Genomic DNA, 13,072 nt, shown 5'->3' on the forward strand with positions numbered 1-13,072 from the left:
CTGCCTCCATCGGGATGATGCATAGATATGCGTTGACGCATGTACGTGCAGCGACCCTACAGCCGGTCAGGGGGCCGCGCAAGAGGTCAGACCGCACCGGTAGGTTCAGCCTCGTGACCCCGGGCATCGACCTCGACGCGTTGCGGGCCGCCATCGGATCGGGCCAGGTCAGCGAGCGGATCGCGGACCGCGCCCGGATGGCCCACGACGCCTCCCACTACCTGCTCACACCGGCCGCGGTGGTGACGCCGTCGTCCGTCCCCGAGGTGGCCGCGCTGCTCGCGACGGCGCACCGCGACGGCGTCGCGCTGACGTTCCGCTCCGGCGGCACCAGCCTGTCCGGGCAGGCCGGCACCGACGCCGTCCTCGTCGACACCCGCCGGCACTTCGGCGGTGTCACGGTGCTCGACGACGGCGCGCGGGTGCGGGCCGAGCCGGGCGCCGTCCTGCGCCGGGTCAACGCCGCGCTGGCGCCGTACCACCGGCGGCTCGGGCCCGACCCCGCCAGCGAGTCGGCCTGCACCGTCGGCGGCGTGGTCGCGAACAACTCCTCCGGCATGACGAGCTCGACCACGGCGACGGCGTACCGCACCCTCGCCGGGCTGGAGCTGGTGCTGCCCAGCGGGACGTACCTCGACACCGCCGCTGCCGGCGCCGACGCGCGGCTGGCGGCGCTGGAGCCGGCGCTGCACGCCGGGCTGACGCGGCTGCGCGACCGGCTGCGTGCCGACGCGGTGCTGCGCGGGCGCATCGAGCACCAGTTCTCGATGAAGAACACCATGGGCTACGGCCTCAACGCGTTCCTCGACCACGACGTGCCGGCCGACATCCTGGCGCACCTGGTGGTCGGGTCCGAGGGGACGCTCGCGTTCGTGGCGTCGGCGACGTTCGACACGCTGCCGGTGCTGCCGCACGTGGCCACCGCGCTGCTGGTGTTCGAGACCCTCGACGCGGCCGTCGAGGCGCTGCCCGCGCTGGTCGGCGCCGGCGCCGGTGCGGTCGAGCTGATGGACGCGACGTCGCTGCGGGTGGCGCGGGCCGATCCGGGGGCGCCGGAGGTGCTCCGGACGCTGCGGGTCGATCAGCACACGGCGCTGCTGGTCGAGGTCGCCGCGGAGTCGGCGCCCGAGCTGGTCGCGCTGGGCGGCGCCGTCGGCGCCGTCGTCCGGCGGCTGCCACTGAGTCTGCCCGGCGGGCTGTCCACCGACCCGGGACAGCGGGCCGCCGCCTGGCACGTCCGCAAGGGCCTGTACGCGACGGTGGCCGGGGCGCGGCCGCAGGGGACGACGGCGCTGCTCGAGGACATCGTCGTGCCGGCTCCGGCGCTCGGGCCGGCGGTGCGCGAGCTGCAAGGGCTGTTCGACCGGTACGCCTACGGCGACGCCGTCATCTTCGGGCACGCCCGCGACGCGAACCTGCACTTCATGATCACGCCGCGGCTCGACGACCCCCGCGAGCTGGACGCCTACGCCGCGTTCACCGAGGACCTCGTCGACCTCGTGCTCGGCGCCGACGGCTCGCTCAAGGCCGAGCACGGCACCGGTCGCATCATGGCGCCATACGTGCGCCGTCAGTACGGCGACGAGCTGTACGCCGTCATGCGCGAGGTGAAGGCGTTGTGCGACCCGCGCGGCGTGCTGGCGCCGGGCGTCGTGCTGGACGAGGACCCACGGGCGCACCTGCGTCACCTCAAGACCGTGCCGCCGGTCGACCCGGCGCTGGACACCTGCGTCGACTGCGGCTACTGCGAGCCGGTCTGCCCGTCGCGCGGAGTGACGACGACGCCGCGGCAGCGGATCGCGCTGCTGCGCGAGATCGCCGTCGCGACGCCCGAGGTGCGGGCCGAGCTGGAGCGGGCGTACCGCTACGACGCCGTGCAGACCTGCGCCGCCGACTCGCTCTGCGTCACCGCCTGCCCCGTCAAGATCGACACCGGGCGGGCGATGAAGGCTCGCCGGGCCGAATCCCTGGGCCGCCTCGCGCAGCGGGCGGGGGCCACGGCGGCCCGGCACTGGGGCACGGGCGTGGGTGCGGCCCGGGTCGGGCTCCGAGTCGCGTCGGCGCTGCCCGGTCCCGTCGTGTCTGGCGCGTCGTCGCTGGCCAGGGCCGTGATGGGGACCGAGTGGATCCCCGCGGCCGATGGCTCGCTGCCCGGTCCGGGCCGGCCGCGGCCGTCGTCCTCGTGGCCCGATCCGGGCGCGGCCGAGGCGGTGTACTTCCCGGCGTGCATCGGCGCGCTGTTCGCGCCGGAGGGTGGCGGCGACGGCGTCACGGCGGCGTTCCTCGAGCTGACCGCGCGAGCCGGCGTCCGGGTGGCGATCGCCGAGCGGACGCCGTCGTTGTGCTGCGGCACACCGTGGGTGTCGAAGGGGCTGAAGACCGGTGCGGCGGTCATGGCGCAGCAGGTGTTCGCCGCACTCTGGCCGCTCACCGACGACGCCCGGCTGCCGGTCGTCGCCGACGCGTCGTCCTGTTCGCACGGGCTGGCCGAGCTGGCCGCGCAGCTGCCCGCGCCCGACGCCGAGCGGTGGTCGCGAGTGACGGTCGTCGACGCCGTGGCGTTCGTCCGGTCGTCGGTGCTGCCGCGCCTCGCGCCGGTCGCCGACGCACGCAGGCTGGACCGCGTGGTGCTGCACCCGACCTGCGCCAGCGTCCACCTCGGCGACGTCGACGACCTCACCGCCGTCGGCGCGGCCGTCGCCCGCGAGGCGGTCGTGCCGAGCAACTGGGGGTGCTGCGGCTTCGCCGGCGACCGCGGTCTGCTGCATCCCGAGCTGACCCGCGGCGCGACGGAGGCCGAGGCGGCCACCGTCGCCGCGCTGGGGGAGGCCGGCGGGTACGCGTCCTGCAACCGCACCTGCGAACTGGGCATGACCCGCGCCACGGGCAAGCCCTACCGCCACGTCCTCGAGCTGCTCGAGGAGGTCACCCGCCCGAAGCGCAGCTCGGGGAAGTGAGCGCCGGTGCCGGTGGTGTGCGGCCGGGCCAGCTCCTCCCAGAGCCACTCGCGGCTCCGCCCGGCCTGATCCGGGTCGACGTCGCCGAACGAGTGCCACGACGGCTCGGCCAGCTGGACCGGGGCGGTGATGGCGTCGCCGGCGAGGATCGCCCGGTGGCCGCCGCCGGAGACGACGACGGCGAGATGGCCGGGCGTGTGCCCCGGGGTGGCCACGACGTCGACCCCCGGCGCGACGGTGTGGTCGCCGTCGACGGGCTTCGCGTCGGTGGCGCCGTCGCGGAAGCCGGCCCGGACGTGATCGGCCAGCTCACCGGCGCCGTCACCGTCGACGAAATGGGCGCCGTCGGCCGCGCCGAACCACACGGTCGCGGCGGGGAACACCGTCCGGCCGTCGCGGTCGAACAGCCAGCCGACGTGGTCGGAGTGCAGGTGAGTGCACACCAGGTCGGTGACGTCGCCAGGGAGCGTGCCCGACGCGAGCAGCGCCGTCGGCAGCTGGCCGCCGACCAGGGACATGCCGTCCGGCAGCTGCGTGAGTGCCGGGCCGAGGCCCGCGTCGACCAGCACCACGCGGTCGCCGGTGCGGATCAGGAAGCAGCCGATCGGCAGCCACGCGACGCCGTCGGGACCGAACGGGGCGGGCGGCGGATCGGGGACCGGGCCGCGGGTGAGGTACGCGGGCCGGGCGACGAACGTGCCGTCGGACATCGGCAGCAGGTCGAGGTCGCCGATCCGCATCGCGCCTCCCGTCAGTCGCGCCGTGCCGCCTCTGCCGCCGTCCGCACGAAGGTCGCCAGCTCGGCGGCCATGGGGGCCGGCTCCCAGCTGTGGAACGCGCCGGGCATCTCCTTCTTGACGCTACCGGGGATCGCGGCCAGGACGGAGGCTGCGGCGGCGTGCATCTCGTCGAAGGTCTCGACGCCCAGCAGGTACTCCACCGGCACCCGGACATCGGCGAAGAGCTCGGCCTGCGGGCCGGAGTCGGCCCAGACCAGCGACTCGCCGTCGGCGCGGTAGCTCACGACCATGGCGACGTGCTGCGGGTACATCGGGTCCTTGCGGGCCTCTTCGAGCCAGATCGGCGGCATGTCCTTCATGTAGTGGGCCAGCGCGCCGTCGAGGTCGCCGGCGTCCATGCGCCGCTCGACCTCGCCGATCCACTCCGCGACGGTGCCGACCGGGGCGATGGGCGCCTCCCACAGTGCGAGGGCGGTGACGGGGAGCCCCTGCGCGGCGGCGGCCAGCGAGATGGAGCAACCCGACGAGTGCCCGCACAGCGCCGCGCTGCCGCCGAGGACGTCCATGAGGGCCCGGAGGGCGGCGAGCTCGCGGTCGAGGCCGATGCCGTCGACCCCGTCGGCGGCGGTGCTCTCGCCGCGGCCGATGCGGTCGTAGACGACGGTGGCGAGGCCCTGCTTCGCGGCCAGCTCAGCGGTCTCGGTGGTGATCGGGTCGATGGCGCGGAACGGGCCGGCTCCGGCGACGAAGATCAGCCCGGGGCCGTCGCCGTAGCGGTCGAAGGCGACGCGGTCGCCGAGGGCGGTGGTGAGGTACTCGGTCATGGTCGTGACTCCTTGGATGCTCGTGTCAGCGCTGCCGCAGCTCGATGGCGACGTCGTCGCCCGGGCCCTTGCCGATGGCCTTCCGCAAGGCGGCCTTGACGGGGAGGATGTGCGTCCCGTCGCCCAGCGGCAGCATGGTCGTCTCGAACGGCGTGCCGTCCATGAGGCCGGCCACCTTCACCGGCTGGCGGGTGCCGAAGATCTCGGCCGAGTTCGCCACGACGACCACCACCCAGCCGCCGGGCTCGACGTCGCCCTGCGTGAGCGTGGCGGTGAACTCTGTTGCAGTCATGGCTCTCACCTCGGCTTTCATTCATACTGGACCGTCCAGTATGGCCAGACTAGACTGTCCAGTATGATGACGTCAACAGGTGGAGGGAGACGCATGGCAGAGGCGGGTGCCCGGCCGTGGGCGAGGTCCGACGAGAAGCACCGGGCGATCGTCCGCGCGGCCCGCGAGGTGTTCCTCAGCAAGGGGTACCTCGGCACGAACATGGACCTCATCGCGTCCCGCTCGGGGGTGTCGAAGCAGACCGTCTACACACACTTCGGCAACAAGGAGACGCTGTTCGTCGAGATCGTCGGCTCGATGACCGGCCACGCCGGCGACCGCGTCCACCACGAGCGCCCCGAACTGGGCGACGACTCCGAGCTCGAGGCGTACCTGCGGGCGTTCGCCGAGCGGCAGCTGCGCATCGTCACCGAGCCGGAGCTGCTGCAGCTGCGCCGCCTGGTCATCGGCGAGGTAGGCCGGTTCCCGGAGCTGGCGAAGGTGCTCTACGAGCGTGGGCCGCAGCGGGCGATCGGCGAGCTGACGGCGATGTTCGAGGTGCTGCACGAGCGCGGTCTGCTCACCGGCGACCCCGCCGCTGCCGCCGAGTGGTTCAACTGGCTGGTCATGGCCGCGCCGCTGAACCGCGCGATGATGCTCGGCGACGCCGCCGTCCCGGACGACCACGAACTGCGCCGCCACGTCGCCGAGGCGGTGCGGATCTTCCTGACGGCGTTCGGCCCATGATCATCAAAGAATCAGGGCGCAGGGGCGCCCTGATTTCTTGACGATTCGCGTTATCCACAGGACGAGAATCCAGCCTGGCGCAACGGCTCCGGCTCGCGGACGCTGGTTCGTGTGGAACTCGACGATCTCCTGGCGGTGCAGCACGGGGTGCTCAGCCGTGCCCAGGCGCTGGCCGCGGGGTACACCGTCGATCGGATCAAGTGGCTGATCGGGTCCGGGCGCTGGCAACGGGTGCACGCGCACACGTATGCGACGTTCACCGGGCCGCTGACGTTTGCGGCGCAGGTGTGGGCGGCCGTTGTGCGGGCCGGTCGTGGTGCCGTGGCCAGCCACCGCACCGCGGCCTACCTGGACGGTCTGTGTGACGACCCCGGTCCGTTGATCCATGTGACTCTCCCGGCCGATCGGTATGTCGGAGGCAAGGTCGACGGCGTCCGCGTCCACTACGCGTACCGGCTGGCGCGCAGTCGGCATCCGGCCGCGACGCTGCCGCGGACTCGGCTCGAGGAGACCGTCCTCGACCTGGTGGACGTCGCGCCACATCCACGCGAGGCCGAGACCTGGGTGACGGCGGCCTGCCAGCGCCGCTTGTCGACGCCGGAGCGCCTGGCTGACGCGCTGGGGCGGCGCAAGAAGATCCGCTGGCGGCCCATGGTCGAGGCGATGCTCGTCGACGTCGCCGACGGGGCGCAGTCGCCGCTGGAGCTGCGGCACCTGCGCCGGGTCGAACGCGCCCACGGCCTGCCCACGGGCTGCCGCCAGCGCCGCGTCGCCGGGCAACGGGTCATCTGGATCGACGTCGACTACGAGCGGTACCGGCTGCGGGTCGAACTCGACGGCCGCGTCGGGCACACCGGCGAAGGGCGGTTCCGCGACCACCAACGTGACAACCGCGCCACCGTCGACGGCTACGCGACGCTGCGCTACGGCCACTCGGCCGTCTTCGCAGACCCCTGCGGCGTCGCGGTGGAACAGGCCCGCGTCCTTGCGTCACGCGGCTGGATCGGCGCCGTCCGTTCGTGCGGAACGGAGTGCCGAGCGCCCATGATCATCAACGAAACGGGGCGTCAGGGCGCACCAGAACTTTGATGATCATGGGGGGTCGGTGAGATATGGTTAGCCGAGCCTAAGTTAGGGTCGCCTCATGAGACTTTCCGCGCGTTCGTCCCGATTGGTGCCCGTCGCGCTCGGCCTGGCCGTCGTCCTGGCCGCCTGTGGTGGCGACGACGACGCCGACTCCGCCGCCGGTTCGGCCTCCGCCGACGCCGAGACCGTCACCGTCGAGCACCAGTTCGGCAGCACGGAGATCACCGGCGTGCCCGAGCGCATCGTCACCATCGACCTGCAGTGGACCGACGTCATGCTGGCGATGGGTGTCGAGCCGGTCGGGTACTCCGTCGACGCCTTCATGCCGGAGTCCGGCGTGCCCTGGCAGGAGCTGCCCGCCGACGCCGCGCCGCTGCCGCTGGACGACGGCCCGCCGATCGAGCGGATCGCCGAGCTGCAGCCCGACCTCATCCTCGGCAGCTACTCGATCGCCGACCAGGGCGTGTACGACCAGCTGTCCGGCATCGCGCCGACGATCGCGGGAGCGGACGCACTGCAGGTGACACCCTGGCAGGACCTGGTGCGCACGGCGGGGGAGATCCTCGGCGAGCCGGACCGGGCCGACGAGGTCATCGCCGGCGTCGACGGCGAGGTGGCCGCGGCCGCCGAGGCGCTGCCGGGGCTGGCGGGCAAGACGTTCTCGCTGGCGCAGTACATCGTCGGCGACTCGATCTACGTGGTGGCCGACGAGGAGGACGGGTCGAGCGTGTTCTTCCAGCAGCTCGGCATGACGATGTACGGGCCGGTCCGCGACGAGGGCGAGGCGACCGGCGACACCCGGATCATCGTCAGCCCGGAGCGGTCGGACCTGCTGCAGGCCGACGTGCTGGCCTTCCTCGTCAACGGCGGCGACGAGAGCGACCTCGCCGACATCCCCGGCTTCGACCAGCTGCCCGGCACCGTCGCCGTGCTCGACTATCCGACGATCGTCGGGCTGAACACGCCGTCGCCGTTGTCGCTCCCGTACTCGCTGGAGCAGCTGCGGCCCTACCTCGAGGAGGCGGCCGGTGCGGCGGGGTGAGGCGCCGCGGGTGTCCGGCGTGCGGCTGACCTACAGCGAGCTGCGCGTCGTCGGGTGCGAGGCGGTGACGCCGCGGATGCGCCGCGTCACGCTGGCCGGCGACGGCCTGGCCGGTTTCACGCCGGTCGCGCCGGACCAGCAGGTCAAGCTGTTCTTCGCCCGCGACGGCGGGGTGCCGGAGGTGCCCGACCCGCCGGCCGGCCTGGACGACGTCGCCGGTTGGTACCAGCGCTATCTCGCGATGCCCGACGAGCGGCGGCCGTGGATGCGGACGTACTCGATCCGGCGGCACCGGTCCGCGGCGCGCGAGGTGGACGTCGACTTCGTCCTGCACGGCGACGGCGAGCACGACGGGCCCGCGTCGCGGTGGGCGGCGGCCGCGGGGCCGGGCGACGCCGTCGGGCTGTACGGGCCGTCGGTGAGCCACCTGCGCACGCCCGGCCGGCACGACTGGAAGCTGTTCGCCGGCGACGAGACCGCACTGCCGGCGATCGGGGCGTGGCTGGAGTCGCTCGGGCCGGACGAGCGCGCCGTCGTCGTCGCCGAGGTGGCCGGGCCGGAGGAGGAGCAGCGGCTGGACTCGCCGGCCTCGGTGACGGTGCTCTGGCGGCACCGCGGCTCCGCGCCCGCGGGCCGGTCGGACGTGCTGGCCGACGCCGTGCGGGAGCTCGACTTCCCGGACGGCGAGCCGTTCGCCTGGGTGGCCGGCGAGGCGTCGGCGGTGCGCGACGTGCGGCGGCACCTGGTCGGCGAGCGCGGCGTCGACCGCCGGGCGGTGGCGTTCGCCGGCTACTGGCGGGTCGACCGCACCCACGACGACGCCTCGACCGCCGAGGAGCTGGCCGATCACGCCGAGGCTTCGGCCGGCTGACGGCGCTCCTCGCCGCGGTCACGGCGCGCGGCGCGGGCGGCCCGATGTGCCCGGACGACGGCGATCGTGACGACGGCGGCGAAGACGGCGAGACCGGTCCAGATCATCGCCTGCGTGACGTTCAGCAGCGCGCCGTCGACGCCCCGCGTGCGCCCGCCGTCGCGCCCCGTCGCGGCCACCACCAGCAGTGTCACCACCGTCGCGGCGCCGGCGACCCGAGCCGTCCACCGTCCGGCGAGATCGAGCCGGCCGCGGTGCGTGCGGTGCGCCGGCGCCAGCAGCCGGATCAGCAGCAACGCCGCGATGGGCAGCTGCAGCAGCCACACCGTCGTCCGGAACCAGCCGTCGTACCAGACGTTGGTGCCGTACAGCAGCGTGTGCCAGACGCTGAGCACGTAGACCACGATGATCGACGCGTGCAGCGTCCGCCACGCGCGCGGGCCGATCGCCCGCCGCGCGTAGTAGGCGAGCCCGAGCGGGATGGCCAGGTAGAGCGCGAGCAGGCCGATCAGGATCGCGATCAGCCCGGTGCCGCTGCCGTACGCGCCGGGGACGAACGTGTTCACGAACGCCGACCACGAGCGGCCCGCCGCGCCCAGCCCGTCGGCGTTGCCGCGCACCTCCTCGGCGAAGAACCAGAACGCGTGCAGGAACATCAGCGCGACGGTGGTGAGGCTGGTCGTGCGGTGCCACTTCTCCAGCCGTGCCGGCGAGACCGGCAGCCGGTTCGCGGCGCGGCTGGATCGCGTCAGGCCGAGGATGACGGTGATCCACGCCCACAGCAGTCCGGACCAGCCGAAGGCCTGGCACAGCCAGTACATCCAGTAGGTGTCGGCGCCGCCCAGCAGGAACGGCATGACGTCGACGGTCGCCGACGTGCCCGCGTCGACCCGCTGATGGAGCCAGGCGAACAGCAGCAGTGTGATGAGCAGGGCGGCGCTCGCGTCCAGCCAGGCGGCCCTGAGGTCCTGCCTGAACGCGGCCCCGTCGAACCACGATCTCCCCGTCGACTCCGTCTCGTCGGCCATGTGCCCTCGCTCTCCGCCACCTTTGGCAAGTCGCCGGGGATCTTTGGCAAGTAGCGTCACAAAGTAGGCGATGCCTTGCGGCCGGCACCAGGGCCGGTCCGGCGCTCGGACGGGTCAGCGGTGCAGGGCCTTGCGGGCCAGCCAGTTCCCGAGCAGCTGCGCCAGCTGCACCATGCCGATGATCACCAGGACGGTGACCAGCGTGACCTCCCAGTTGAAGCGCTGGTAGCCGTACACGATGGCGAAGTTGCCCAGCCCGCCGCCACCCACGTAGCCGGCCAGCGCCGACATGTCCACGATGCCGATCAGCAGGAACGTGTAGCCGAGGATCAGCGGCGCGAGCGCCTCCGGCACCAGCACCGTCACCAGGATCCGCAGCCGCGAGGCGCCCATCGCCCGGGCCGCCTCGACGACGCCGGGGTCGGTCGCGACGAGGTTCTGCTCGACGATGCGCGCCGTCACGAACGTCGCCATGATCGACATGGCGAAGATGACCGCCTCGTTGCCGATCGTCGTGCCGACGACGGCCAGCGTCACCGGGCCGACCGCGGTGATGAAGATGATGAACGGGATCGGCCGCACCACGTTCACCGCGACGTTGAGGACCGTGAAGACGACGACGTTCTCCAGCAGGTTGCCGCGGCGCGTCGCGTACAGCAGCACGCCGAGCACCAGCCCCAGTGCGCCGCCCACGCCCACCGTCACCCCGACGATGTACAGCGTCTCGCGCACCGACTCCCAGAGGATCGGCGACAGCTCGGACCAGTCGCGGTTCATGCCGGCACCCCCGCGGTCCCGAGGTCGTCCACGTCGGTGCGGCCGCGCAGGTCGGCGACGAGCGCGTCGATGGCAGCGTCGGCGCCGGTCAGCTCCAGCGTCAGCGAGCCGAACGGGCGCTCGTCGATCTCGGTGATGCCGCCGAACACGATGGTCCCGTCGACGCCGTGCTCGCGCAGAGCCGCCGTGACGTCGACGCCGGACTCGCGGATGCCGACGGTGACGATGCGGCCCGGGTGCCGGTGCCGCAGCCGCGCCACCGCCTCCGGCGTCGGCCGGTCCTTCAGCGTCGTCGCGACGAACCGGCGGGTGGCCCGCTCGCGCGGCGCGGCGAACACGTCGTAGACCGGGCCGTGCTCGACCACCTTCCCGGCCTCCATGACGGCGACCCGGTGTGCGAGCGAGCGGATGACGTCCATCTCGTGCGTGATGACCACGACGGTGACGCCGAGGTCGCGGTTGACGCGGCGCAGCAGCGCCAGCACGTCCTGGGTGGTGTCCGGGTCGAGCGCGCTCGTGGCCTCGTCGGCGAGCAGGATCCGCGGCGACGTCGCGAGCGCGCGGGCGATGCCGACGCGCTGCTTCTGCCCGCCGGACAGCTGCCGCGGGTAGGCCTTCGCCTTGTCGGCGATGCCGACGTAGTCGAGCAGCTCGGCGACGCGGGCCGCCCGCTTCTCACGCGGCCAGCCGGCCACCTTCAGCGGGTACGCGACGTTGCCGGCGACGGTGCGCGAGTTCAGCAGGTTGAACTGCTGGAACACCATGCCGATGCCGGCCCGGACGCGCCGCAGCTGTGGCTCGCGGAGCGCGGTGACGTCCTGCCCGTCGACGAGCAGGCGGCCGGACGTCACCGTCTCCAGCGCGTTGACCAGCCGGACCAGCGTGCTCTTGCCGGCGCCGGAGTACCCGATGACGCCGAAGATCTCGCCGGCCTCGATGTCCAGCGTGACGCCGTCGACGGCGCGGATCGTTCTGTCGCCGGTGCCGAAGACCTTGCTGACCTCTTGGAAACTGATCAGGGGTGCCATCAGTGCGCGGCGAGGTCCGTCTGGATGCCGTCGAGGATCTCGCCGAGCTCGTCGGCCGGGTTGTCGGTGAAGACCGCCGTCCCGCCGGACGCCGCCGACGACGCGTCCTCGACCTCGGGCGAGTGGTACAGCTCGACGAGGCGCTGGAACGTCTCGTTGTCGACGTCGCCGGACCGCGCCACCCACACGTTGATGTACGGGCGGGCGCCCGGGCTGTCGGCCTGGTCCTGGTACAGCGCGTCGGCTGGCTCCAGCCCGGCGTCGGCGACGAAGTCGTTGTTGATCACCGAGGCGTCGACGCTGTTGAGCGCCGTCGCCGTCTGCTCCGCCGCGACCGGCGTGACGCTCACCCGCGACTCCTCCTCGACGACGTCCGACGGGAGCGAGGTCGAGCTGCCGCCGCCCTCGAGCGTGATCAGGCCGGCGTCCTGCAGGACCAGCAGCGCGCGGGCCTGGTTGGTCTCGTCGTTCGGGATCGCGACCTCGCCGCCCTCGGGGATGTCGTCCAGCGACTGGTGCCGTTGCGAGTACAGGCCGAGCGGGTAGATCGCGGTCGCCCCGATCGGCGTCAGGTCGTCGTCGTTCGACACGTTGTAGGCGGCCAGGTACTGCAGGTGCTGGAACTGGTTGAGGTCGAGCTGACCCTGCGACAGCGCCGTGTTGGGTTGCGTGTAGTCGGTGAAGTTCACCAGCTCCACGTCGATGCCCTCCTCGTCGGCGAGCTCGGTGAAGGCCGTCCAGTAGTCCTCGCTGGCGCCGACCACGCCGATGCGGATCGGGTCGCCGGACTCGCCGGACGCGGTCTCGTCGTCGCCCCCGCCGCACGCGGCCAGGACGACGGCGGCTGCGGTGAGCGCGAGGGGCAGGGCGATGCGGCGGTTCATGGCGTGCGTGTCTCCTTGGTGAGGGTGGGGATCGCGCGGGGTGGGCGCGGGTCGCCCGCCGGACGGCGCGGCGAGGTGGCCGGCCGGATCCGGTGGGGAGGGGTGCCGCTCGAGTGACGCTCAGGGAGGCGTCAGCGGCAGCGGCGCATTCGCATCGGACACATGGACATGCCGCGGCCGTTGGCCGTGGACACGATCCGGGCGGTGTCGGACGAAGCGCGAGACATGCGTCCATCTTCACGGCTGGCCCAGGGGTCGCCAAACGGACCACGATGTGATCTCACATCGTGGTCATAATCTGGTCGAAATGTGAGACGACCCACGTCGATCCGGCCATTCGTGCGGCGACGTCGAGGGGTCCGCTCGGCGCTGGTCGACGTTCAGTACGGGGTTCGCTGGGTCCTGGGGGTTCGCCGGTTGGCCGGGGTTCGCGGGTTGGCCGGGGTTGGTTCCGTTGGCGGGGTGCCCCCGTCCCCCTGCTGTTCATTGTTTGAGCCGCGGGTGCGCGCCTCAAGTCCGCGGCCTCTGCTGGGTGCTGTGTGTGGTGGTCGGGGGCCTTGGACGTGACCCGCGTACCCGCGGCCCAAGTGCTGGCAGCTATCCGGGGGGACGGGGGAGTCTGGCGACGGGTGGTGCGTCGGGGTGGGCGCTTCTGGGTGTGTTGGTCGGGGCGTCGGGCGCGTCTGTTGGTGCGTCGGTGGTGCGTTCGTGAGTCGTTGATGGGGCGTCTGCCGGTTGGTGGGATCGGTGGGGTTGCCGGCCGGGCGGGGTTGGTGGTGCCTGTGAGGCTGGCGGGGTCTGTGAGGTTAGTGGGTTC

The 13,072-nt window shown here is 72.8% G+C and carries 12 protein-coding genes; 5 read left to right on the forward strand and 7 right to left on the reverse strand.

The genetic code is table 11. The annotated features are described in order from the left end of the window. Positions 1 to 17 precede the first annotated feature (17 nt). Positions 18 to 2,957, forward strand: a complete 2,940-nt coding sequence (locus tag DZA62_RS31445; RefSeq protein WP_408620023.1) for an FAD-binding and (Fe-S)-binding domain-containing protein — start codon at positions 18 to 20, stop codon at positions 2,955 to 2,957. On the opposite strand, the gene DZA62_RS31450 is transcribed toward DZA62_RS31445, so the two are convergent. Genes DZA62_RS31450 through DZA62_RS31460 form a run of 3 tightly spaced genes read right to left on the reverse strand, consistent with a single transcriptional unit; the run spans position 2,894 to position 4,813 of the window. Next, complete coding sequence (locus DZA62_RS31450; protein WP_116952912.1) at positions 2,894 to 3,697, reverse strand: MBL fold metallo-hydrolase; 804 nt, start codon at positions 3,695 to 3,697, stop codon at positions 2,894 to 2,896. The two genes, DZA62_RS31445 and DZA62_RS31450, sit on opposite strands and share 64 nt — an antisense overlap. A gap of 11 nt (positions 3,698 to 3,708) precedes the next feature. Continuing rightward, positions 3,709 to 4,521 (reverse strand): alpha/beta fold hydrolase, encoded by an 813-nt coding sequence (locus DZA62_RS31455; RefSeq protein WP_116952913.1) that lies wholly within the window; start codon positions 4,519 to 4,521, stop codon positions 3,709 to 3,711. A gap of 25 nt (positions 4,522 to 4,546) precedes the next feature. Further along, positions 4,547 to 4,813 carry a DUF1905 domain-containing protein gene (locus DZA62_RS31460; RefSeq protein WP_116952914.1) on the reverse strand — a complete coding sequence of 89 codons (267 nt, stop codon included), beginning with the start codon at positions 4,811 to 4,813 and terminating at the stop codon, positions 4,547 to 4,549. 93 nt (positions 4,814 to 4,906) lie between these two features. Between DZA62_RS31460 and DZA62_RS31465 the strand changes: the two genes are divergently transcribed. The 4 genes from DZA62_RS31465 to DZA62_RS31480 all read left to right on the forward strand — a co-directional run bounded on the left by DZA62_RS31465 (position 4,907) and on the right by DZA62_RS31480 (position 8,538). Next, positions 4,907 to 5,539 carry a TetR/AcrR family transcriptional regulator gene (locus tag DZA62_RS31465; RefSeq protein WP_116952915.1) on the forward strand — a complete coding sequence of 211 codons (633 nt, stop codon included), beginning with the start codon at positions 4,907 to 4,909 and terminating at the stop codon, positions 5,537 to 5,539. Between the two features lie 111 nt (positions 5,540 to 5,650). Beyond that, positions 5,651 to 6,628, forward strand: a complete 978-nt coding sequence (locus DZA62_RS31470) for a type IV toxin-antitoxin system AbiEi family antitoxin domain-containing protein (protein ID WP_116952916.1) — start codon at positions 5,651 to 5,653, stop codon at positions 6,626 to 6,628. Between the two features lie 55 nt (positions 6,629 to 6,683). Then, the gene (locus tag DZA62_RS31475; RefSeq protein WP_116952917.1) at positions 6,684 to 7,667 is read left to right on the forward strand and encodes an ABC transporter substrate-binding protein; all 984 of its coding nucleotides are present in this window, start codon (positions 6,684 to 6,686) and stop codon (positions 7,665 to 7,667) included. After that, complete coding sequence (locus DZA62_RS31480; RefSeq protein ID WP_232827655.1) at positions 7,654 to 8,538, forward strand: siderophore-interacting protein; 885 nt, start codon at positions 7,654 to 7,656, stop codon at positions 8,536 to 8,538. The genes DZA62_RS31475 and DZA62_RS31480 overlap by 14 nt, the downstream gene beginning before the upstream one ends. On the opposite strand, the gene DZA62_RS31485 is transcribed toward DZA62_RS31480, so the two are convergent. From DZA62_RS31485 to DZA62_RS31500, 4 genes are all read right to left on the reverse strand, one after another. Further along, positions 8,514 to 9,566: a ferric reductase-like transmembrane domain-containing protein gene (locus DZA62_RS31485; RefSeq protein WP_116952918.1), complete on the reverse strand. Its 1,053-nt coding sequence runs from the start codon at positions 9,564 to 9,566 to the stop codon at positions 8,514 to 8,516. The genes DZA62_RS31480 and DZA62_RS31485 overlap by 25 nt on opposite strands. A gap of 114 nt (positions 9,567 to 9,680) precedes the next feature. Next, on the reverse strand, positions 9,681 to 10,343 hold the full coding sequence (locus tag DZA62_RS31490) for a methionine ABC transporter permease (protein ID WP_116952919.1): 663 nt from the start codon (positions 10,341 to 10,343) through the stop codon (positions 9,681 to 9,683). Next, positions 10,340 to 11,371, reverse strand: coding sequence for a methionine ABC transporter ATP-binding protein (locus DZA62_RS31495; protein ID WP_116952920.1), 1,032 nt, complete (start codon positions 11,369 to 11,371; stop codon positions 10,340 to 10,342). The genes DZA62_RS31490 and DZA62_RS31495 overlap by 4 nt, the downstream gene beginning before the upstream one ends. Next, entirely contained in the window at positions 11,371 to 12,255 is an 885-nt protein-coding gene (locus DZA62_RS31500) for a MetQ/NlpA family ABC transporter substrate-binding protein (RefSeq protein WP_116952921.1), read from the reverse strand. The genes DZA62_RS31495 and DZA62_RS31500 overlap by 1 nt, the downstream gene beginning before the upstream one ends. Positions 12,256 to 13,072: the final 817 nt, after the last annotated feature.

Origin of the sequence: Jiangella endophytica, from assembly GCF_003427025.1 — a bacterium.
In the GTDB taxonomy this organism is placed as follows: domain Bacteria; phylum Actinomycetota; class Actinomycetes; order Jiangellales; family Jiangellaceae; genus Jiangella; species Jiangella endophytica.

Excerpts from the sequence above, each read along its gene's own strand:
- DZA62_RS31445 (WP_408620023.1), top strand. The coding sequence starts at position 18 with ATGCATAGATATGCGTTGACGCATGTACGTGCAGCGACCCTACAGCCG.
- DZA62_RS31450 (WP_116952912.1), bottom strand. The coding sequence starts at position 3,697 with ATGCGGATCGGCGACCTCGACCTGCTGCCGATGTCCGACGGCACGTTC.
- DZA62_RS31455 (WP_116952913.1), bottom strand. The coding sequence starts at position 4,521 with ATGACCGAGTACCTCACCACCGCCCTCGGCGACCGCGTCGCCTTCGAC.
- DZA62_RS31460 (WP_116952914.1), bottom strand. The coding sequence starts at position 4,813 with ATGACTGCAACAGAGTTCACCGCCACGCTCACGCAGGGCGACGTCGAG.
- DZA62_RS31465 (WP_116952915.1), top strand. The coding sequence starts at position 4,907 with ATGGCAGAGGCGGGTGCCCGGCCGTGGGCGAGGTCCGACGAGAAGCAC.
- DZA62_RS31475 (WP_116952917.1), top strand. The coding sequence starts at position 6,684 with ATGAGACTTTCCGCGCGTTCGTCCCGATTGGTGCCCGTCGCGCTCGGC.
- DZA62_RS31485 (WP_116952918.1), bottom strand. The coding sequence starts at position 9,566 with ATGGCCGACGAGACGGAGTCGACGGGGAGATCGTGGTTCGACGGGGCC.
- DZA62_RS31490 (WP_116952919.1), bottom strand. The coding sequence starts at position 10,343 with ATGAACCGCGACTGGTCCGAGCTGTCGCCGATCCTCTGGGAGTCGGTG.
- DZA62_RS31495 (WP_116952920.1), bottom strand. The coding sequence starts at position 11,371 with ATGGCACCCCTGATCAGTTTCCAAGAGGTCAGCAAGGTCTTCGGCACC.
- DZA62_RS31500 (WP_116952921.1), bottom strand. The coding sequence starts at position 12,255 with ATGAACCGCCGCATCGCCCTGCCCCTCGCGCTCACCGCAGCCGCCGTC.